General features: G+C 70.7%; 16 protein-coding genes. 13 read left to right on the forward strand and 3 right to left on the reverse strand.

The window, feature by feature from the left end:
* Positions 1 to 93: 93 nt before the first annotated feature.
* From MYMAC_RS34955 to MYMAC_RS34970, 4 genes are all read left to right on the forward strand, one after another.
* Positions 94 to 891, forward strand: a complete 798-nt coding sequence (locus MYMAC_RS34955; protein ID WP_013937121.1) for an ABC transporter ATP-binding protein — start codon at positions 94 to 96, stop codon at positions 889 to 891.
* 62 nt (positions 892 to 953) lie between these two features.
* Entirely contained in the window at positions 954 to 1730 is a 777-nt protein-coding gene (locus tag MYMAC_RS34960; RefSeq protein WP_095961219.1) for a DUF3142 domain-containing protein, read from the forward strand.
* Positions 1727 to 3946 carry a hypothetical protein gene (locus tag MYMAC_RS34965; RefSeq protein WP_095961220.1) on the forward strand — a complete coding sequence of 740 codons (2220 nt, stop codon included), beginning with the start codon at positions 1727 to 1729 and terminating at the stop codon, positions 3944 to 3946. The genes MYMAC_RS34960 and MYMAC_RS34965 overlap by 4 nt, the downstream gene beginning before the upstream one ends.
* 57 nt (positions 3947 to 4003) lie before the next feature.
* Positions 4004 to 4219, forward strand: coding sequence for a hypothetical protein (locus tag MYMAC_RS34970; RefSeq protein ID WP_013937118.1), 216 nt, complete (start codon positions 4004 to 4006; stop codon positions 4217 to 4219).
* A gap of 9 nt (positions 4220 to 4228) precedes the next feature.
* Here MYMAC_RS34970 and MYMAC_RS34975 read toward each other — a convergent pair whose 3' ends face one another.
* Positions 4229 to 4525, reverse strand: coding sequence for a hypothetical protein (locus MYMAC_RS34975; RefSeq protein WP_123784059.1), 297 nt, complete (start codon positions 4523 to 4525; stop codon positions 4229 to 4231).
* Positions 4526 to 4906: 381 nt separating this feature from the next.
* Between MYMAC_RS34975 and MYMAC_RS34980 the strand changes: the two genes are divergently transcribed.
* The 6 genes from MYMAC_RS34980 (at position 4907) to MYMAC_RS38200 (ending at position 10923) form a co-directional block, all read left to right on the forward strand.
* Entirely contained in the window at positions 4907 to 5851 is a 945-nt protein-coding gene (locus MYMAC_RS34980) for a DUF2169 family type VI secretion system accessory protein (protein ID WP_238539962.1), read from the forward strand.
* On the forward strand, positions 5841 to 6926 hold the full coding sequence (locus MYMAC_RS34985; RefSeq protein WP_013937114.1) for a beta-ketoacyl synthase N-terminal-like domain-containing protein: 1086 nt from the start codon (positions 5841 to 5843) through the stop codon (positions 6924 to 6926). Before MYMAC_RS34980 ends, MYMAC_RS34985 begins: the two co-directional genes overlap by 11 nt.
* Positions 6926 to 8374 (forward strand): DUF4150 domain-containing protein, encoded by a 1449-nt coding sequence (locus MYMAC_RS34990; RefSeq protein WP_043709899.1) that lies wholly within the window; start codon positions 6926 to 6928, stop codon positions 8372 to 8374. The genes MYMAC_RS34985 and MYMAC_RS34990 overlap by 1 nt, the downstream gene beginning before the upstream one ends.
* A 169-nt stretch (positions 8375 to 8543) precedes the next feature.
* The gene (locus tag MYMAC_RS34995) at positions 8544 to 9386 is read left to right on the forward strand and encodes a hypothetical protein (protein ID WP_013937112.1); all 843 of its coding nucleotides are present in this window, start codon (positions 8544 to 8546) and stop codon (positions 9384 to 9386) included.
* Positions 9387 to 9396: 10 nt separating this feature from the next.
* Complete coding sequence (locus MYMAC_RS35000) at positions 9397 to 10659, forward strand: hypothetical protein (RefSeq protein ID WP_238539961.1); 1263 nt, start codon at positions 9397 to 9399, stop codon at positions 10657 to 10659.
* A 75-nt stretch (positions 10660 to 10734) separates the two neighbouring features.
* Positions 10735 to 10923 carry a transposase domain-containing protein gene (locus MYMAC_RS38200; protein ID WP_095961221.1) on the forward strand — a complete coding sequence of 63 codons (189 nt, stop codon included), beginning with the start codon at positions 10735 to 10737 and terminating at the stop codon, positions 10921 to 10923.
* Between the two features lie 144 nt (positions 10924 to 11067).
* Here the strand turns inward: MYMAC_RS38200 and MYMAC_RS35010 are convergent, their stop codons facing one another.
* Together MYMAC_RS35010 and MYMAC_RS35015 are read right to left on the reverse strand one after the other, a co-directional pair.
* The gene (locus MYMAC_RS35010) at positions 11068 to 11895 is read right to left on the reverse strand and encodes an alpha/beta fold hydrolase (protein WP_095961222.1); all 828 of its coding nucleotides are present in this window, start codon (positions 11893 to 11895) and stop codon (positions 11068 to 11070) included.
* A 117-nt stretch (positions 11896 to 12012) separates the two neighbouring features.
* Positions 12013 to 13254, reverse strand: coding sequence for an AAA family ATPase (locus MYMAC_RS35015; RefSeq protein WP_095961223.1), 1242 nt, complete (start codon positions 13252 to 13254; stop codon positions 12013 to 12015).
* Between the two features lie 598 nt (positions 13255 to 13852).
* On the opposite strand from MYMAC_RS35015, the gene MYMAC_RS35020 reads away from it, so the two are divergent.
* The 3 genes from MYMAC_RS35020 to MYMAC_RS35030 are packed head-to-tail and all read left to right on the forward strand — an operon-like array spanning position 13853 to position 19635.
* Complete coding sequence (locus MYMAC_RS35020; protein WP_095961224.1) at positions 13853 to 15319, forward strand: TolC family protein; 1467 nt, start codon at positions 13853 to 13855, stop codon at positions 15317 to 15319.
* On the forward strand, positions 15307 to 16464 hold the full coding sequence (locus MYMAC_RS35025) for an efflux RND transporter periplasmic adaptor subunit (protein WP_095961225.1): 1158 nt from the start codon (positions 15307 to 15309) through the stop codon (positions 16462 to 16464). Before MYMAC_RS35020 ends, MYMAC_RS35025 begins: the two co-directional genes overlap by 13 nt.
* A 9-nt stretch (positions 16465 to 16473) precedes the next feature.
* Positions 16474 to 19635, forward strand: coding sequence for an efflux RND transporter permease subunit (locus tag MYMAC_RS35030; protein ID WP_095961226.1), 3162 nt, complete (start codon positions 16474 to 16476; stop codon positions 19633 to 19635).
* Positions 19636 to 19666: the final 31 nt, after the last annotated feature.

Genomic DNA, 19666 nt, shown 5'->3' on the forward strand with positions numbered 1-19666 from the left:
TTCCACACCGAGGCAGGAGCCGGGCGGCCCGGCGCCCCGCCTTCCGCTTCTTGGAGGCGGAAGGCGGGGGCGGCGCACTATGTTCGCGCGGCCATGAGCCCCTCGAGCCCCCCGCCCACCCGCAAGCTGGCCATTGAAGTGCGGGACCTCCACAAGTCCTTCGGCGACCAGCAGGCGCTGCGCGGGGTGGACCTGGAGGTGCCGGAGGGCACCACCTGCGTGCTGATGGGCGTGTCCGGCTCCGGCAAGACGGTGCTGATGAAGCACATCATGGGCCTGTTACGGCCGGACCGGGGCACCGTGCAGGTGGAGGGCGAGGACATCGCGAAGATGAACGAGGCCTCGCTCGACCAGATGCGCCGCAAGCAGGGCATCCTCTTCCAGGCCAACGCCCTCTTCGACTCGCTCACCGTGTTCGACAACGTGGCCTTCCCCCTGCGCGAGCGCACCCGCATGCCCGAGGCGGAAATCACCGAGACGGTGAACAAGACGCTGGAGCGCGTGGGCCTGTCCCACGCGACGCAGCGCTTCCCGGGCGAGCTGTCCGGCGGCATGCAGAAGCGCGTGGGCTTCGCGCGCGCCACCATCCTCCAACCGAAGATTCTCCTCTACGACGACCCCACCGCCGGACTGGATCCGCTCACCACCGCGGCGGTGAATGAAATCATCACCACCGGCAAGCAGCAGCTCGGCGCCACCTCGCTGGTGATTACGCCAGACGTGGCCTCCGCCTTCGGCATGGCGGACCACCTGGCCCTGATGCACGAAGGCCGCATCGTGGAGTACGGCCCGCCCGACGCCTTCCGCGAGTCCCAGCACCCCGCCGTGAAGGCCTTCCTCCGCAACTGGCTCCAGCGCCGCGCCCAGAACAAGCGCGCGGCCCAGGCCTGAGGCGGCGGAACGCGCGTTGCAGACAGTCTGGTCCGCCGCGCGCGTGCGGCCCGACGACCACGATGCTCCCCTCCTCCTTCTCGCCCCACGCGGCAGCACGAACACGGCGCGGCCGGTGGGCCACCCTCGCCGCGCTGCTGGCGGCCTGCACGCCCGCGCGGCCGCCGGAGCCGCCACGGGTGGTGCTCTGGGCCTGGGAGCGGCCGGAAGACCTCCGCTTCCTCGCACAGGCCGGGCATCCGGTCAGCGTGGCCTTCCTGCTGGCCACGCTCTCGCTCACGGAGACGGAGGTGCTGGAGCACCCCCGCCGGCAGCCGCTCCACCTTCCTCCCGGGACGCCCCTGAAGGCCACGGTGCGGCTGGAGGCCCAGCCGGGCGCGTCGCTGGCGCGTTACTCGCCCGAGCGCCTGCGCGCGCTGGCGGACCGGCTCGCCACGCTCGCGCGCCGTCCGGAGCTGACGGCGCTCCAGCTCGACTTCGACGCCCGCGCGTCCGAAACCGACGCCTACGTCGCGATGCTCCAGGCGCTCCGTCAGAAGCTGCCGCCATCGGTCTCGCTGTCCATCACCGGCCTCGCCTCGTGGTGCACGCCCGGAAGCTGGCTGACGCGCGCGCCCGTGGACGAGGTGGTGCCCCAGCTCTTCCGCATGGGCCCGGAGGCCCCCACGTGGCGTGCCCGCTTCTCGCGAGGGCTGCCGGCGCCCTGCCGGGGCAGCGTGGGGCTGGCGCTCGATGAGTGGCAGGCCGTGCCTCCTGGCATCACCACCCTCTATGTCTTCAACCCCCGCCCCTGGACGCCCGAGGCCTTCAGTCGCGTGGTCGCGGAGCCCCCTCCATGAAGAAGCTGCTCGTCACCGTCACCAGCAGTCTGGCGTTCCTGCTTGCTCCCACCGAGGCCGAGGCCTGCGGTCCCGGCTACTACGCGCCCCAGTTCGTCACCCGCACCCACCCCGACTGGCCTGTCTCCACCTTCGCGGCCGGGCGGCTGGGTGTGGTGCGCGACTCGCTGCGCCCCGCCTACCTCGTCTTCGCGTACCGGACGATGATGGGCATCCCCACCACGCCCGAGGAGCAACAGCCCCTGGTGACGCGCTGGGAGAGAATGCACGGGGCGCTGGGCGCCCACACGCTGGAGCCAGAACTCAAGCGCTGGCAGGCGGCACGCAAGCAGGCCGCGCCCCAGCTCCCGGAGTCCTCGCCCGAGCTCGTCCGGGAGAAGAACTACGCGCAGAGCCCCCGCATCCAGCGCGATGCGCTGCTGCGCGCCGCGGACACCGCCACCGCGTTGGCCAAGACGTGGAAGAAACACCTCGCGCTGGTGGAGGAGTGGGTGCGCAACCAGGACACCGTCTTCGGCCCCTGCGCCATCCTGCCGGAGCCGGCCCCCACGCTGGATGAAGGCGTGAGCGCCGAGCACCAGGCCCGCCGCCGGGCCGAGCGCGCCTACCAGGAGGCGGCCTCGCGCTTCTACTGCGACGACCACCCCGGGGCCCTCGCCGCGTTCCAGCGCATCGCCGCGTCGAAGGACTCGCCCTACCGGGCCCTGGCCGCGTACCTCGTGGCGCGCACCCACGTCCGGCAGGCGCTGCTGGAGAGGAAGGACGACTTCCTCTTCGAGACGAAGCACGATGCGGTCTTCCTCGCGCGGCTGACCGAAGCGGAGCAAGTCATTGACCGCGTGCTCGCCGACCCGGAGCTGCGCGGCGTCCATGCGCCCACGCGAGGCCTGCGGAGCCTGGTGCGCTACCGGCTGAAGCAGGAGACCTGGCGCTGCGAGCTGATGTCGCACGTGCTCGAGCCCGGGACGGGTTCCGCCCTCGCCGCGGAGCTCGGCGACCTGGACCTGCTGTATCGAGACAGTCCCTGCAAGGAGCTCTCCGCGCCCGCCGAGGCGCTCCAGACGTGGCTTCAGACGATGCAGCACACGCAATACAGCGCGACTCCCGAGGCGACCCGTCTCGCGCAGTACAACACCGCCGTGGCCCGCTGGAAGAAGACGGGCCACCAGCCGTGGCTCGTCGCCGCGCTGCTCAAGGCGGCGCCGGACGCGCCTGGCGTCCCGGAGCTGCTCGCCGCCTCCGCGAAGGTGCCACCCGCCGCACCGGCCGGCGTGACGCTGGCGTACCACGCCGCGCGGCTCCTGCATGCCCGGGGCGAGGTGGAGGCGGCGCGCGCGCGGCTGGACTCGGTGCCCGCCGAGCTGACCCGGGACCTCCCGTCCACGGACAACCTGTTGCGCGAGGAGCGGCTCACGCTGGCCCGCACCGTCGACGAGGCCATGCGGAACGCCCTCAGCACCGTCGCCGACTATGAATCCAGCGAAGGCCTCACCGGCCCCTACACCACGGCGCTGGCCGACCGGCCCCGGATGCTCAGCCCGCGCAGCGTGGAATTGCTGGAGCCTCGGCTCACGGCGAAGCGCATGGGCGAAATCGCGGCGGGAGACACCCTGCCGCCGCCCCTCCGGCGCCAGCTCATGTGGACCGCCTTCGCGCGCGCCACCGTCGCGGGAGACGACGAGACGATTCAGGCCGTGGCCAGGCGCCTGGCGGAGACGGAGCCCAAGGCGAAGGCGGAGCTGCTGGCGCTCGCCGGCAAGCCCACGCCCGAGGAGCGGCAGTTCGAGGCCCAGTTGCTCCTCATGGGACTGCCCGCGGTCTCCGCGCGGCTCCAGTCGGGCGAGGACCGGCTGGCGAACGTCCACCCGAACCTCAACCTCACCATGGACATCTCCTACCAGCGCAACTGGTGGTGCGGCCCCAAGCTGGACGCGAGCGTGCCGTCCACGCACTTCGAGGACACGCCCGACGCGGCTCGGGAGTGGAAGGCCCTCCAGGACGCGGGCAACTCGGTGCCCTACTTCGCCCGCGTCGCCATGGCCTGGGCCCAGGCGCACCCGGAGGACCCGCGCTCGCCCATCGCCCTGTTCCGCGCGGTCCGTGCCAGCAAGCGCGGCTGCGGACAGTCCACGCGCGAGGCGCGGGAGGCCTTCCGCTACCTCCACAAACACTACGGCAAGACAAGCTGGGCGAAGCGGACGCCCTATGTGTATTGACGGCGCGCCCCACGGGCATGGTGTAGCCTGCTGTGCCCAAGGGGAGCAGGGCGCCCAATGCCATCTCAAAGCAGCAGCAAGACCTTTCGCACGGTGACGGTGGTCCTCGCGGCGCTCGCACTTGGCTTCGTGGTGGTGACGTCGACCCGGACCTGCTCCGGGAAACCGAAGCCCAAGCCCTTCATCGGTGGCACCAAGATGAGCACGCTGTACGGCGCGGACGTGGATACGCTCGGGAGTCCTCCCACGGAGGCCCCGCCGCCCGCGCGGTGACGGGCCTGCCTACGACGGGGCCCTCGAATCCATCATCCCGGTTGGGGCCCACCGGGGTGCAGAGGCCGTTCGTCCACACCACGTTGCAGGTCCCCCCGGACAGTCTTGGGCCAGGTTCAGCGCCAGGGTGCTCCGGGCGGCCTGCCGGGCCTCGGGGCAGGTGTAGCCCACCCCCGCCTGGAAGTCGCTGTAGCGCGCGCCGCCGCAGGACTCGCATGTGAGCTGGGATTCGGAGGACACCAGCGCCTCCGTGGGCGGCGCTTCGACACCGCCACACGCGGCCAGGCCCAGGACAAAGACAGACATCACACTCCGCATCAGCTCGGCCATGGCGGGGACGCCAGGATTCCGCGCCCACCGGCGGCAACCGCTACACCGCTTTCGAGGCCCGTGCCTCCGTCTGGGCATCCAGGAAGGTTCCCAGCGTGGCATTGACGAGCGCGGGCTCCTCCACGGTGGAGGAGTGCCCGCCGCGCGGCAGCGTCACCAGGCGTGGCCCTTCGTGGTACTCTGGTCAAGCCCCCAGGACGGATGGGGACCACACCTGGGCACATGAGAGATGTCGTACCGCCGGGTAGAGTTCACGCTGACCGACCTTCTCGCTGAGCTCGTCTCATGGACCTTTACAATCTGACGCCCTTCACAGCGGGACGTTTCATATTCCTTGATGGAACGGGACGCGAATCGTTGTTGGTTGTCGTCAAGGCCACCTTCGCCCTACAGGAAGGCCGAGCCGTCATTGCGACAGCGCAGGCGCCGCTCACCCTGGCGGACGAGTACCGGGGAGAGCCCGCACGGTCGAGTCTGCTGCGCGCTTCCGACCTGGCGCCATTCAAGCCCGCGACGGATGTCCTCCTCGACGGATTCGCCTACACGGGCCGCCGATCCAGGACGGAGGTGCTAGTGGCGCTCCAGGTGGGGACCATCACCAAGGGCGTCCAGGTCTTCGGCGAACGCGTCTGGGATACCTCCTTCGGGATTCCTTCCCTGTCATCCCCCCGCCCCTTCGAACGCATGGAATTGACGTGGGAGCGGGCCTTCGGTGGCACCGACGACAGCCATCCTGAGTACCCGGAGCGATGTGAGGCGAACCCCGTGGGGCGGGGCTTCCGCTCCACGCGCTCCCGCCGAGGACTGGATGGACTGCCCCTGCCCAATCTGGAGGACCCCCGGGCGCCGCTCCGCTCGACACGTGAGCGCCCCCTGCCTTGCGGCTTCGGCCCGCTGCCTCCACATTGGACGCCGCGCGCCCGCCTTGCCGGGACGTATGACGACACATGGCAGAAGGAGCGGCTCCCGCTGCTTCCAGAAGACTTCGATGAGCGCCACCACCTCGTGGCCCCTGCGGACCAGTGGTTGGCCGGGTATGTCCAGGGCGGCGAGCCGGTGAAGGTCGTCGGCGCCACGCCCGAGGGCGTGCTGGAGTTTCCGCTCCCGGCCCTGCTGCCGGAGGTTGTCGTCAAGCTGGGCGCCGCGCGCGAGACGCCGCCGTGCCGCTGCGACACCGTGCACATCGACTGCGAGCGCAAGCTGCTGACGCTCGTGTGGCGCGCGCGGTGTGGCATCCATGGCCGGGTGCCCTCCTTGCATTGGGTCAAGGTACAGCTCGCGCGAGGCGCCCATGTCGCGTGAGCTCATCTGCGTCACGGGACTGGGAATGCGCACCCCCATCGGGCGTCACGCCGCCCAGTCCTGCGCGTCCCTGCGTGCCGGCCTGAAGCGCTTCACCCCCTGGCCTCACTTCGGCGTGGACGGGGCGGGCCAGGAAGGACTCACCGCTTCCTTCACCCGCCCGGACCTGGGGGATCGCTCCTGGGTGGAGAAGCTGCTCGACCTCGTGGAGATGCCCCTGGCCGAGGCCCTGTTCAGCGCCAGGCTGTTCGAACTGGCGCAGGGGGGGCATTCCGGCAGGCGAGTCCGGGTCCACGTCTACCTGGGGACGCCCTACCCTGACCGGCCGGGCGTTTCCCCGGAGGACCTGCAGGAGCTCACCCTCCACCTCGCGGAGGACCTCTTTCCCCAGGCCCCGGAGTCACTCCGGGTACAGCTCGTCTCGCTGGAGCATGTGTCCGGGCTGGCTGGCATCGCCTGGGCCAGCGCCGCCCTACAGGACGGCGCGGCGGACGTCTGCATCGTCGGAGGAGTGGACTCGCTGCTGGACAGCACCTTCTTGCAGGCGCACCTGGAGGCGGAGCGCCTTAAAATCCCGGGCGTCAGCTCCGGAATCATCCCAGGAGAGGCCGCCGCCTTCCTCGTCCTGGAGCGCAAGTCAGACGCCCGCCGTCGCGGAGTGCCCCTGTTGGCGCATGTCGACGCGGTCGCTCTGGAGCAGGAGCCGCCCTGGACACCGGAGGCCCCGGTACGGGGTCAGGCGCTGACCCGGGCCCTGCAAGCGGTGCTGGCGACCGTGGGAGGCGCGGACGGCTTCGGTCACGTCATCAATGACTTGAACGGAGAGCGCTGGCGCTTCCTCGAATGGGCCCTCATCGAGACACGCTGTCTGGGAGGCCTACCCCGGGGCTGGCGCCTTTGGCATCCCGCAGACAGTCTCGGTGACGTGGGCGCCGCCTCGGCATCCGTGGCCGTGGGGCTGGCCCTGCATGCTTTTCAGCGCGGCTACGCACGGTGTCCGCGCATCCTGATTGCGTCCACTTCGGAGCGCGGCGAACGGGCCGCGATCTCTCTTTCTCAGACAGGAGGGCGTTGATGCCTTCAACTGTGGTCGTGAACCACCTGACGGTCGTCCACAAGGACAGTGGGGGCGTCTCCATGGCGTTCCCGGACGTTTGCAAGACGCCCTCGCCCGCCGGCCCCGTTCCCATTCCCTATCCCAACGTGGCGCAGTCGGCGGACACCGCCAGCGGCAGCCGGACCGTCACCGCGGATGGTAATCCCTTCATGCTCAAGTCCTCGCACTTCGCGACGAGCACGGGGGACGAGGCTGGCAGCGCCATGGGCGTGGCCTCGAACAAAATCAAGGGCAAGGCCTACCCGAAGATGTACTCCTTCGACGTGAAGGTCGAGGGGCAGAATGTCTTCCGCCTGTCGGACATCATGTTGCAGAACGGCGGCTCTCCCACCAACACTCCGCCCGCGTCGGAGGTGCAGGCGAACACGCTCGCCAGCGGCGCCAGCGCCAACCAGGTCAAGGACCCGGAGGAGCCGGAAGTGGTGAAGCTGGCGTGGGCCCGCACCGACGCATGCTGCGGGGACGAGGCCACCCTTAACGTCCAGACGAAGAACTGCCCGCCGGAGCAGTCGCTCGCGGTGCGCGTCCACCGCGCGGGCAACCCCAAGTCCGTCGTCGGTACCCTCGAGGCGAAGCTCGCCGGCAACAAGGCCAACCCGCGATGGCTGACGCGACGGGGGGCATTTCAGAAGGAGGTGAAGGTCACCGCCCGACAGGAGCTGTTCAAGGGCCAGCAGTCCTCCAGCAAGGACCTGTTGCTGAAGGCCCCCGAGCCCGTCGCGAAGCAGTTGGTGGGCCCGAAGACCATCCAGACGCCGAAGTTCGTCAAGAAGGTCATCCTGGGCAAGCAGAAGTGGGTCAAGGACACCACGACCTATTACGCCTGGGAGGCCTGCTACGACATCGAGCTGAAGACGGGAGAGCTGGTGGTGACGCGGAAGGTGGACTTCGACCTCCAGCCCGGGGCGCTCAGCACCGCTCAGCGGCGGCGGGCCTGGAAGAAGGAAGTCGAGCGGGTCTGGGACAACCGCTACCGGCTGCACCGTATCAAGTGCAAGCGGGGCAACAGCTGCGCCTGCTCCAGCAAGAATGGCTGCTGCTCGTTCCGCATCCGCATCAAGTGCCGCTGGGGCCAGGGGCACGGCCAGAAGGTGAAGCTCTACGCGGGGGCCAATGACCCGTCACAGTGGGGCAAGCCCGGCAAGTGGTGGTTCTCCCATGACTGGTGGGAGAAGCTCGCGGGCGTTCCGAAGACTGTGCGCGCCCACGAATTCGGCCACCTCATCGGCATGTATGACGAGTATCCGGAAGGGGCCTGCGACCCGGCCCGGAAGTACACCAACATCCCCACCAGCGTCATGGCGAGCGGGGCCCGGGTCCTTCCCCAACACCTGAAGGCGTTCCATGACTGGTTCGACGCGAAGGTCAAGGGACTCATCGGGCCCACCCGCCTGCTGTCGCTCTAGGCGGATGGGCATGACAGGCTACCGGTGGGGAGTCCGCGGCCTGGGCTGGCTGCCACTGACGCTGGGACTCCTGGGCGCCGCGCCCACTGCCACGCGGAGCGAGGTGCGCCCCGTGTCGTCCCAGGGGCGACCTGACGCTGGAAGTCATTCCCAGTGCGAAGGAGACGTGATGAGCAAGGGTTACCTGGTGCTGTTCATGGACCTGCCGAATGGCTCCCTGGGCGCCGCCTTTCCTCCGGCGGGCAAGGGCTCCGTGGACCTGTCGAACAACTTCTTGGGGCGGCAGGAGATTGGCTACTACGAGGCCGAGCTGTCCCCGGGGACGTACGCGCGACTGAAGCAACTGCATGGCGGCATTGACTTCAGCGCCCTGCCGGTGACCACGGAGCTCCCGCCCGACACGAAGACGGTGTCGGTGGGTGAGAGCTCCGACGGAGAGGACATCGACACGCGGACGTTTCCCCTCCACGCCGTCCCGGACGCACTGGAGCCGTTGCTGAACGAGATGCGCAAGGCGGCCGAGCACATGCTGACGCGTCCGCTCCGGGTGCTGAGGGGAGAAGGCGCGCCGACCTCGCCGCGCTTCCCGCTGGAGAAGCCCGTCTCTTTCGAGGTCACGCTGCGCAACGTGGGAACCCAGGCCATCGAAACGGAGAACCCCTTCGTCCCCCATGCCCCGGACCGCACCAACCTCCGGCTGCTCGTGACGAAGGACAAGCAGCCCGGGCAGCTCCGGGAGGGGGACTCCCTGTGGATGGAGCTGGGGATGGAAAACGTGCACCCGCCAGAAGGTCAGAAGCCTCCCGAGGGCCGGCGCCTCACGATGAAGCCGGGCGCGGAGCTCCGCTTCGTGGTCCGCAAGAAGATGCTGAGCGCTCCTGGCCCCTACCGGGCCGCGCTGACCTACTTCACCTCGCGCGGCGAGCGAGGCCTGGAGACGATGGAAGGCCAGCTCACCCTGGACTTGGGCCGCTTCGAGGTGGTCCAGTCCGCGCCGAACGCTCAGCCCTGAGATTTGGTCCATGCTCGCTCGTGGTGAAGAGTGGATGGTCGACCTGCTGGAGGTGCATGTCGACGAGGTGGAGTGGCTGTGGCGGCAGCGGCAGGCTGCCTTGCGCTCCAAGGAGTACGACTTCCGCGCGCTCGTTCAGTTGGATGAGCGCATCACCGCCCATCTCGACGCCCTGGTCCTGGCCGGTGAAGAGGCCTGGGCGCTCCTTCGCACGCGCTTGGTCGATGCCGAGGACGCGTACGCCGCGTTTGGCGCCGCGCACGCCCTCCTCCTGCAGGAGGACGTGGCCGTGGCACGTCAGACGCTGGAGCTGTCCGCCGGGCTGGAAGGCGCCGCCTGGGAGGGCTTCAGGCTCGCCCTCCGCTACGCTCCCCCCGAGCGGCATGTGGACGCCCTGAGGGGCCTCGTGGCGGGCGCGTCGGAACGTCATGCCGCCGCGGCCCTGGAGGCGCTTGCCTTCCATGGGCAGCCCGACCCGGGAGGCCGCCTCCTGGAGCTGCTGGGCTCCGTCGAGCCCGACGTTCGCCGCGCCGCGTGGGGGATCGTCGCGCTGCTGCCACTCCGGTGGCTCGAAGTCCCAGACCAAGCGCGCTTCCGGCAGCGCCTTGCCCAGCGCTTCCCGACTGCACTCGCAGACGCGTCCTTCCAGGTCCGGGACGCTGCCCGGTGGGCCGCCGCCTGGACACGGCAACCGTGGCTGCTCTCCAGCTTGAGGACGCTGGCGAAGACCCCGGCGTCTCCCGACCACGTTCCAGGCTTGAAGCTGCTGGCGGTGCTGGGGGCCCAGGCCGACCTCCCCCTCTTCGAGGAGGCCCTGGGGCGGCGGGAGCTGGGCCCCGAGCGGTTCCTGCTCGCTGGCACCTTCGGCCATCCCGGCCTCATTGAGGAGGTGCTTCGCGCCATGGAGTCCGGCGGGCCCGCGGTAGCGGCGGCCGCCGCCAGCTCGTTCCGGAAGCTGACGGGCCTTGATGTCAACACCGCCCATCGCGTCGCCGTCCTCCCCACCGAGGAACTGGAGGAGGATGCCTCCACGGAGGAGGTGCACATTCCAGATGCGGCCGCGGCTCGCAATCACTGGGGCCGCCTCAAAGGCGCCCTATCCGGGGTGCCCCGCCTCTGCATGGGCGCCGATGCCCTGAAGGGCTGGACGCAAGAGTGGCTGCGAGGGCTGCCCTTGGAAGCGAGGTGGGAGCATGCGCTCCGGGAGCACTTCGAAATGGGACGGGGCGGAGACGTGCTCGCCCTCGAGCGGTTTCCTCAGCTACCGGAGTGAGCGCCAACGCCCGCGCGCGCCGTCGACCGATGCTGTCGCCGCGCATGTTTGTTGATGGCCGGGTGAGCCGGCGGTTTGCTGGCCATCGTCGGCCTCTACGCCTTGGTGGCCATCTGGGAGGCCAATGGTGTCAGTCCCGAGACGTACCTTGTGGACGTCCTGCTGCGCGTGCAGACGAACCCCAACTCGCGCATCGACGACCTGCTGCTCCTCGCGTGGATGCGCCGTCGCGCAAGGCCCTCCCGTCAGCAGGCTCTCGACTGAACGCGCGACCATCGCCGAGCACAGCCCCGTCCGTCTACAACCCACTCGGCACTCCGTCCACCGGACAGCTACGTTCGGCCAGACGAATGATGTCGATGCGGCAAGTTCCGGTGTTGCTCTTGCGCGCCCACCGGCCGCAACCCGCTACACCGCTTTCGAGGCCCGTGCCTCCGTCTGGGCATCCAGGAAGGTTCCCAGCGTGGCATTGACGAGCGCGGGCTCCTCCACGGTGGAGGAGTGCCCGCCGCGCGGCAGCGTCACCAGGCGTGAGCCGGGGATGAGCCGGTGCAGCCGCTCCGCCTTGGCGGGGACGGTGGCGGTGTCCTCGGCGCCCACGACGATGAGCGTGGGCACGCGGATGTGTGGCACCTCGTGGGCCACGCCGCGCCGCTCGATGACGCCGTTGACGGCGCGCCAGATGTCGCGGCGGTTGTCCATGAGGCGCGTGCGCCAGCGGCTGCGCTCCTCGGCCCGGTTGGGGTCCGTCATGAAGCCGCGGCCGAACATGATGCGCATCACCGGGTCCGCCACCGGGCGCAGGCCCGCCAGGCGCGCGGTGAGGTTGAGCAGCGTGTAGCGCGGCACGTTGTGCAGGGGCTCCGGGTCCGCGGACGTCTCCATGAGCACCAGCGAGCGCAGCAGGTCCGGCCGCCGCGCGGCGATGCGCATGCCGACGAAGCCGCCCATGGACAGGCCCACGAAGTGGCAGGGCCCCACGCCCAGCCGCTCGATGAGCGCCACGGCGTCCAGGTACACCGTCTCCATGTCGATACAGCGCACCTGCGGCACGAGGCTCTGCCCCTGCCCCCGGTGGTCATAGGCGATGCAGCGGTAGCGTCCGCTCAGCGCCTCCACCTGCGGGTCGAACAGGCGGCAGCTCCACAACAGCCCATGGCTGAAGACGATGGGCACGCCCGTGCCGCCCGAGTCCTCGAAGTACAGCTCGGTTCTATTGACGGTCAGCATCGGCATGCGTAGCCACCTCCCCGGCGAGCGAGGATAGGCGAGCCCGGCACGGGGACTGCCACGTCCCTTCGCCGGGCCGTTGTCCGGATGACGTCCCGCTGCCCCCGGGGCGGACGCGGCGGGCTACCAGAGGCCCTTGGTTTGAAGCAGCTCGCCCACGTGGCGGGGCTCGGCGCGCCAGGCGGTGAAGAAGTCCCCGGCGGCGTCAGGCGTCAGGTTCTCCCAGACGAGCTGGCCGGTGTCCTCCTCGCGGCGGCAGCGCACGAAGGTGGAGCGGACCTGCTCGGGCGAGTCGAAGCTGAGGCTGTCGAGCAGCTCCGGGTTCTGGCTGGTGAGCAGCGCCTGCCGGGGTTCGAGCTGGTCGAGGAGGGCGCGCACCTGCCGGGGGTGGAAGGCGTGGGCCACCTCGTCCGCGATGACGACGGCGCGGGCATGGGCCAGGTAGTGGAGGAAGGCCACCAGGCGCTTCTGGCCGTAGCCGAGCTGCTTCGCGGAGATGCGCTGGCCCGCGGCGGTGACGAAGCAGAGCTCCAGGTGGCCCAGCGTCAGCGTCTCGTACTTGCCCTGGGGCTGCGTCTCCAGCGGGGACAGGAGCGCCTCGGCGGACGCGAAGCCGAGCAGCCGGGCCGCGTCGCGCAGGAAGGGGACGTTCTCCGAGGCCAGCACGTAGCGGGCGGCGCCCCACTGCGCGGCGGCGACCTTGCGCAGGCCGTCGAGCAGGTCCTCCGACGCCACGCCCGTGCCCGTGGCGAGCACGCCCTCGGCGCGCCGGGACAGCCGCAGCTCGGCCTGCCAGAGCTGGTCGAAGTGGGCGAGCCCTTCATCGAAGCGGCGGAGGTCGGCCTGGGCGGAGACCTCACGCGCCATGGCGAGCATCGGCTCGACGGCGGCGGTGCCCTCGCCCGTCTTCTCCACCCACGCGATGCCGCCCGTCATCAGGACGAGCCAGAGCCGACCACCGACTTCGGGGGCGATGCGCTCATGCACGACGTCGGAGGTGTCGTCCTCGCGGGAGACGCGGAGCTGCGGGCCCTCACGGTGGATGACCAGGGGCCACGCCATGTCACGCGGGGCCACGGTGATGTCCATGGACAGGCCACCCGCGCCGTCCGCGCCCGTGGGCACGTTGCGCACATGCACGGTGATGCGGCCGGTGTCCGCGGCCAGCGCATATTCCAGGTCGAAGGCCTCGTGCCGCAGCGGCGTGAAGTCCGAGCTGACCACGGCGGCGGCGAGGTCCATCAGCGTGGACTTCCCGGTGCCGTTCTCTCCAAGCAGCACGTTGAGGGACGGGCTGAAGAGCAACCGCGTCCCGGGCTTCACGGAGCGGAACTGGCGGACCTGGAGCCACTGGAGCTTGAGCATCAGCCGGGAGACTGGCCCCGGGGGTGCTCCAGCGTCAACTCACGCCGCACGGCGGCATGTTCTCCCGGGGCTCCCAGATGGGCCGGCGCTGGTCCACCCACGCGAACACCTTGTTGGACCAGAAGCTGGCCATGGTCAGCGTCACGCGGCGCCCGGTCTCGACATGGACGATGTCCCACTGGTCCGCGTCATTCCGGGCCCGGGTAGGGAAGCGGCGCGCCCAGCCGCTCCGAGAGCGACCGGAGCACCTCGGCGGTCGCAGGCGGATGGAAGGTCACCTCCAGGCCTCGAGCGGCGCTCCGCTTGTCGAGCGCACGGCGAAACTCCTCCACCCTCATTCCGGCTCCCTCGCAGCATGGGAAGGGCGCAAGGATGCATCATCAACTGGAAGCCCTGCCAGTCCCGCTGTCCACGCCCGCGCAGTCGCACCGCCCTCGGAGGCCGGGCATGACAGCAGCCCTGTCCCACGGGCTGCCTGTCCTGCCCGTCTTCATGCACTGACACGCAGCTCCGTCCCTTTTTCTGTCCACCAGACGCAGGGCAGCCCTGGCGGCCGTGGTGCCAGGGCAACGCGCTTCCTACCTGTGCGCGCGCTCCCATGAATGCCCTGCTGCTCGCAGCCCTGTTGTCCCACTCCAGCCTCCTGCTGGCCCAGACGGGCTCCGGCACCGACGCGGGCGTGGAGCCCCGCGCGCCCGCGCTCTCCCAGGAGACACCCGAGCCGCCCCAGTTCCCCGTCTCCGACCCGCTGCTGGAGCCCGTCGCTCCGGCCGCCCGACAGGTGGCGACCTGGGAGGAGGCGGTGCAACTGCTGCGTCAGCGCTCCACCCGCCTGTACACCGCGCTCGCCCAGGTGGAGGCCGCGGCGGGCGCCCAGCGCATCGCCCTGGCCGCGCTGCTGCCCACGCTCACCGGCACCGTCTCCGTCCAGCACAACGTGCTCAACCCCGACGCGACGCCGCTCCTCGGCGGCGGCGGTGGGGGCGGCGGCGTGGGAGGTGGCATCGGCGGGGGCATTGGCGACGGCGCCGGGGGCGCCCAGACCCCCGCCCTCACCCGCCCGCCCTTCCTGGGACTGCTGAACGCCACCCAGCCCCTGTTCAGCCTCCCCGCCATCATCGCGCTGGGCACCGCGCGCGAGGCCCGGCGCACCGCCAACCTGTCGCTGGCGGAGACGCGGCGCCAGCTCACCAGCGCGCTGGCCCAGTCGCTGGTGCGCGTCTCCGCGCAGGAGCGTCTATCGGAGGTCAACCGCGTCAACCTCCGCACCGCCCTGGAGCGGCAGGCCCTCACCGAGCGCCGCTTCGAGCTGGGCGCGGGCACGCGGCTGGACGTGGTGCGCGTGCAGCAGGACACGGAGACGGCGCGCAACCTCGTCGTCCTGGGGGACGAGGACCTGCGCAAGGCCCGCGAGACGCTGGGACTGGTGCTGGGCATCCCCCAGGGCGTGGGCCTGGCCCGGGGCGTCCAGCTCGAGTCCCTGCTCCAGCACGCGCGCCAGGTCTGCCAGCGCCTGGAGTCGCTCGACCGGCGCGCGGACCTCGCGGTGGCGCGCTCGCGGCGCACGCTGGCGGAACGGCAGGTCTCGCAGGTGAAGTCGCTGTATGCCCCGACGCTGGCGTTGACGAGCACCACCCTGGCCCTCACCGTGGAGGATGGCTTCGTCACCGTGCCGGTGTGGAACATCGGCGCCAGCCTGGTGCTGCCCTTCTGGGACGGCGGCGCGCGCGAGGGCCAGCTCCGGCAGACGCGCGCGAACCTGGAGGTGGCCAGGCAGGGCCTGCTGGAGCTGGAGCGCACGGCCTCGGTGGAGGTGCTGCAGGCCCGGCGCGCCGTGGAGGTAGCGTCCACGGCCGCGCGCATCGCGGGGCGGGGCCGCGCCCTGGCCGAGGAGAACGACCGGCTCACCCGGCGCAGCTTCGAGGTGGGCACGGGCACCAGCCTGGAGCTCATCCAGACGGCGGCGGACCTCCGCCAGGCGGAGCTGGCGCTGGTGCTGCGCGAGTTCGAGCTGGAGCAGGCGCGGGTGGCGGCGTTTCTCGCGGAGGCGGCATGCGACTGGTGAGGGCGTGGCGCCTGGGACTCGCCGGGCTGCTCCTCGCGGGCTGCCACTCGCAGGGCGACCCGGGGCCGCAAGGCGGACAGCAGGCCGCGAGCCAGGCCATGCCCGTGGAGGTGGAGCGCCTGACCCCCGGCGAGGTGCGCGAGGCCAACGAGTACCTGGGCGCGCTCGTCTCCCGCACCAGCATCACCGTCTATCCGCAGGTCGCCGGCTACGTGAAGTCGATTCCGCTCTCGCCAGGGGCCCGCGTCGAGCGAGGCGACGTCCTGCTCGTGGTGGACCCCCGGCAGCAGAGCGCGGGCCTGCGCGCCACCCAGGCGCAGCGGGCCGCCGCCGTGGCCCAGCGGGAGTACGCCCAGCAGACGCGCGAGCGCAGCGAGCAACTGCTGAAGGAAGGCCTCCAGAGCCGCCAGGACTACGACCAGGCGGTGGCGCAGGCGCTGCAAGCCGAGGCCAGCGCGCGCGCCATCGAGGCCCAGGTGCAGGCCCAGGAGGTCCAGCTCGGCTTCTACGAGGTGAGCGCGCCCTTCGCGGGCACCGTGGGGGACTACCCGGTGAACGTGGGCGACTTCGTGACGCCGCAGACGGCGCTCACCACGCTGGACCAGAGCGACACGCTGGAGGTGTCCGTGCAGGTCCCCGTCGAGCGGGCACGCACCGTCCGGGTGGGCACCACGCCGGTGGAGGTGCTGGACTCCGCGGGCCGGCTCGTGGTGTCCGCGCCGGTGTTCTTCGTGGCGCCCATGCCCAACGCCTCCACGCAGTTGGTGGAGGTGCGAAGCGCCTTCGAGAACACCGTGGGCCTGCGCGCCGGGCAGTTGGTGCGCGCCCGGGTCGTCTACGCCACCCGCGAGGCGCTGCGCGTCCCCACCGCCGCCGTCACCCGCATCAGCAGCCAGTCCTTCGTCTTCGTGGCGCGGGACTCGGACGGGGGCACCGTGGCGCAGCGGGCGCCGGTGAGCCTGGGGCTCGTCTCCGGCAATGACTACGAGGTGACGGGCGGCCTGGACGCGGGCACCCGCGTGGTGCTCAGCGGCATCCAGATGCTGCGCGACGGCCAGCCCATCCAGCCCCAGGCGCCTTCACGCAGGCCGGCCCCGGGCGTGGGCGGCAGCGGCTCCGACGGCGGCACGCCACCGGCACGGTGAGAGGGCGCCATGTTCACGGACTTCTTCATCCGCCGTCCCGTCTTCTCCAGCGTGGTGTCCATCATCATCACCCTGGTGGGGGCCATCTCCATCCCCACCCTGCCCGTCGAGCAGTACCCGGACCTGTCCCTGCCGGTGGTGCAGGTGACGGCGACGTACATCGGCGCCTCCGCGGAGACGGTGGAGAGCGCCGTCACCACCGTGCTGGAGCGGCAGCTCAACGGCGTGGAGGGCATGCGCTACATCGCCTCCACCAGCAGCAACACGGGCGTGAGCACCATCACCGTCACGTTCGACCAGGACCGCGACCTGGACATCGCCGCGGTGGACGTCCAGAACCGCGTGGCCACCGCGTCCGCGCAGCTCCCCGCCGCGGTCAACGCGCTGGGCATCACCATCACCAAGGCGCAGACGCAGTTGCTCATCGCCTTCGGCCTGTTCGACGAGGAGAACCGCTACGAGACGGGCTTCCTCAGCAACTACGCGGACGTCTTCATCCGGGACGCCCTGCTGCGGGTGAATGGCGTGGGCGACGTGCGCATCTTCGGCGAGCGGCGCTTCGCCATGCGGCTGTGGCTGGACCCCACGCAGTTGGCGCGGCGCGGGCTGGCCGCCACGGACGTCGTCAATGCCCTGCGCGCGCAGAACGTGCAGGTGGGCGCCGGACAGGTGGGCCAGCCGCCCGCGCCCCCGGGCCAGACGTACCAGTTCACGGTGCGCGTGCTGGGGCAGCTCACCTCGGCGGCGGAGTTCAACGACCTCGTGGTGCAGCCGGGGCCGGACGGCTCGCTGGTGCGGCTGAAGGACGTGGGCCGCGCGGAGCTGGGCGCGGAGAACTACGGACAGCTCCTGCGCTTCAACGGCCGCGAGGCCGTGGGCCTGGGCATCTTCCAGCTCCCCGGCTCCAACGCGCTGGACGTGCGCGAGGGCGTCGTCGCCGAGCTGGAGCGGCTCAAGGGCAACTTCCCGCCGGGCATGCGCTACCAGCGCGCCTTCGACACCACGGCGGCGGTGCAGGCCTCCATCGAGGAGGTGCTGGTGACGCTGGGCGAGGCCATCTTCCTGGTGGTGCTGGTCATCTTCGTCTTCCTGCACGGCTGGCGCAGCGTGCTGGTGGTGGCCACCACGCTGCCCGTGTCCCTGGTGGGCACCTTCCTCTTCGTCAACGCGTTCGGCTTCTCCATCAACACGCTGACGCTCTTCGGCCTCACGCTGGCCACGGGCCTGGTGGTGGATGACGCCATCATCGTCATCGAGAACGTCGAGCGCACCATGGCGCAGGACAACGTGGGCCCCCGCGAGGCCACCCACCGGGGCATGAAGCAGGTGGCCGGCGCGCTGGTGGCCATTGCCCTGGTGCTGTCCGCCGTCTTCGTGCCGGTGTCCTTCTTCCCCGGCACCACCGGCATCATCTACCAGCAGTTCGCGCTCACGCTGGCCTTCTCCATCAGCCTGTCCGCGCTGGTGGCGCTCACGCTGTCCCCCGCGCTGTGCGCCCTCCTGCTGCGCCCCCACGAAGGCCAGAAGTGGAAGGCCTTCCGCATGTTCGACCGGGCGCTCGACGCGTTCCGCGACGCCTACGGGCGGCTGCTGGCGAAGCTCATCGGTCCGCTGCGCTGGCCGGTGGTCCTCGCCTTCGTCCTGTGCCTGGCGGGCACCGTGCTGATGTACCGGCTCACGCCCACCGGCTTCATCCCGGGCGAGGACCAGGGCTATCTCATCGTCGCCGTGCAGGGCCCGGAGGGCACGTCGCTGGACTACACGCGCAACGTGCTGCTCCAGGCGGAGCAGGTGCTGCGGCAGCAGCCGGAGGTGGCGGACATCTTCACCGTGGGCGGCTTCTCGCTGCTGGGCACGGGCGTCAACTACGGCACCCTCTTCGTCAACCTGCACCCGTGGGACGAGCGCAAGCGGCCGGAGCAGAGCGTGGCGGGGCTGGTGGAGCGCCTGCGGCGCCCGCTGACGGCCATTGGCGGCGCGCGCGTGCTGCCCTTCGAGCCCCCCGCCATCCGCGGCGTGGGCAGCGTGGGCGGCTTCGAGTTCGTGCTGGAGGACCAGCAGGGAGGGCGCTCGCTCGCCCAGCTCGCGCGGACGACGGACCTGCTGGTGGGCGCGGCCAGCCAGGACCCGGGCCTGCGCGGCGTCTTCTCCTCCTTCACCGCGAACACGCCGCTGCTGGACGTGCAGGTGGACCGGGAGAAGGCCCTGGCCATGGGCGTGCCGCTGGATGGCGTCTTCTCCACGCTGCAAGTCTACCTGGGCAGCCAGTACGTGAATGACTTCACCTTCGCCAGCCGCGTGTACCGCGTGTACGTGCAGGCGGCCACGCCCTTCCGCAACGAGCCGCGCGACATCGACGCGCTCTATGTCCGCTCCGCGCGGGGGGAGATGGTGCCGCTGGAGTCAGTGGTGAAGGTGACGCCCATCACCAGCGCGCAGAACATCCAGCACTACAACCTGTACCGCTCGGCGACCCTCAACGGGCAGGCCGCGCCGGGCACCAGCTCCGGGCAGGCCCTGGACGCGATGGAGGCGGTGGCGCGCAAGACGCTGCCCGTGGGCTACACCTTCGAATGGACGGGCCTGTCCCAGGAGCAGAAGGAGGCGGGGCGCAGCGTGCTCATCATCTTCGGGCTGGGCATCGTCTTCGTCTTCCTGGTGCTGGCCGCGCAGTACGAGAGCTTCGCCCTGCCCCTGGTCATCCTGCTGGGCGTCCCGGTGGCCATGCTGGGCGCGCTGGGGCTGCAGAACCTGCGCGGCCTCCAGAACGACGTGTTCTGCCAGGTGGGGCTCGTCATGCTGGTGGGGCTGGCCAGCAAGAACGCCATCCTCATCGTCGAGTTCGCCGAGCAGCTCCGCCACGAAGGCCGGAGCGTCGGGGACGCCGCCATCCACGCCGCGCAGACGCGCCTGCGCCCCATCCTGATGACGTCCTTCGCGTTCCTCATGGGCGTGGTGCCGCTGATGCTGGCCTCGGGCGCGGGCGCCTCCGCGCGCAAGTCCCTGGGCACCACCGTGTTCGGCGGGATGCTGCTGTCCACCTTCGTGAACCTCATCTTCATCCCCGTGCTGTACGTGGTGCTGGAGGCCGCCCGGGAACGCGTCCGCCGGCACGGCGGCGTCGGCACGCCGCCGCCCGCCGTCCGCCCACCGGAGCCCCAGGCCCCCTGACACCCTGAGTGCTGGTCAGGAGGCTGGGGCC

This window comes from Corallococcus macrosporus DSM 14697 (genome assembly GCF_002305895.1).
Classification (GTDB): Bacteria; Myxococcota; Myxococcia; order Myxococcales; family Myxococcaceae; genus Myxococcus; species Myxococcus macrosporus.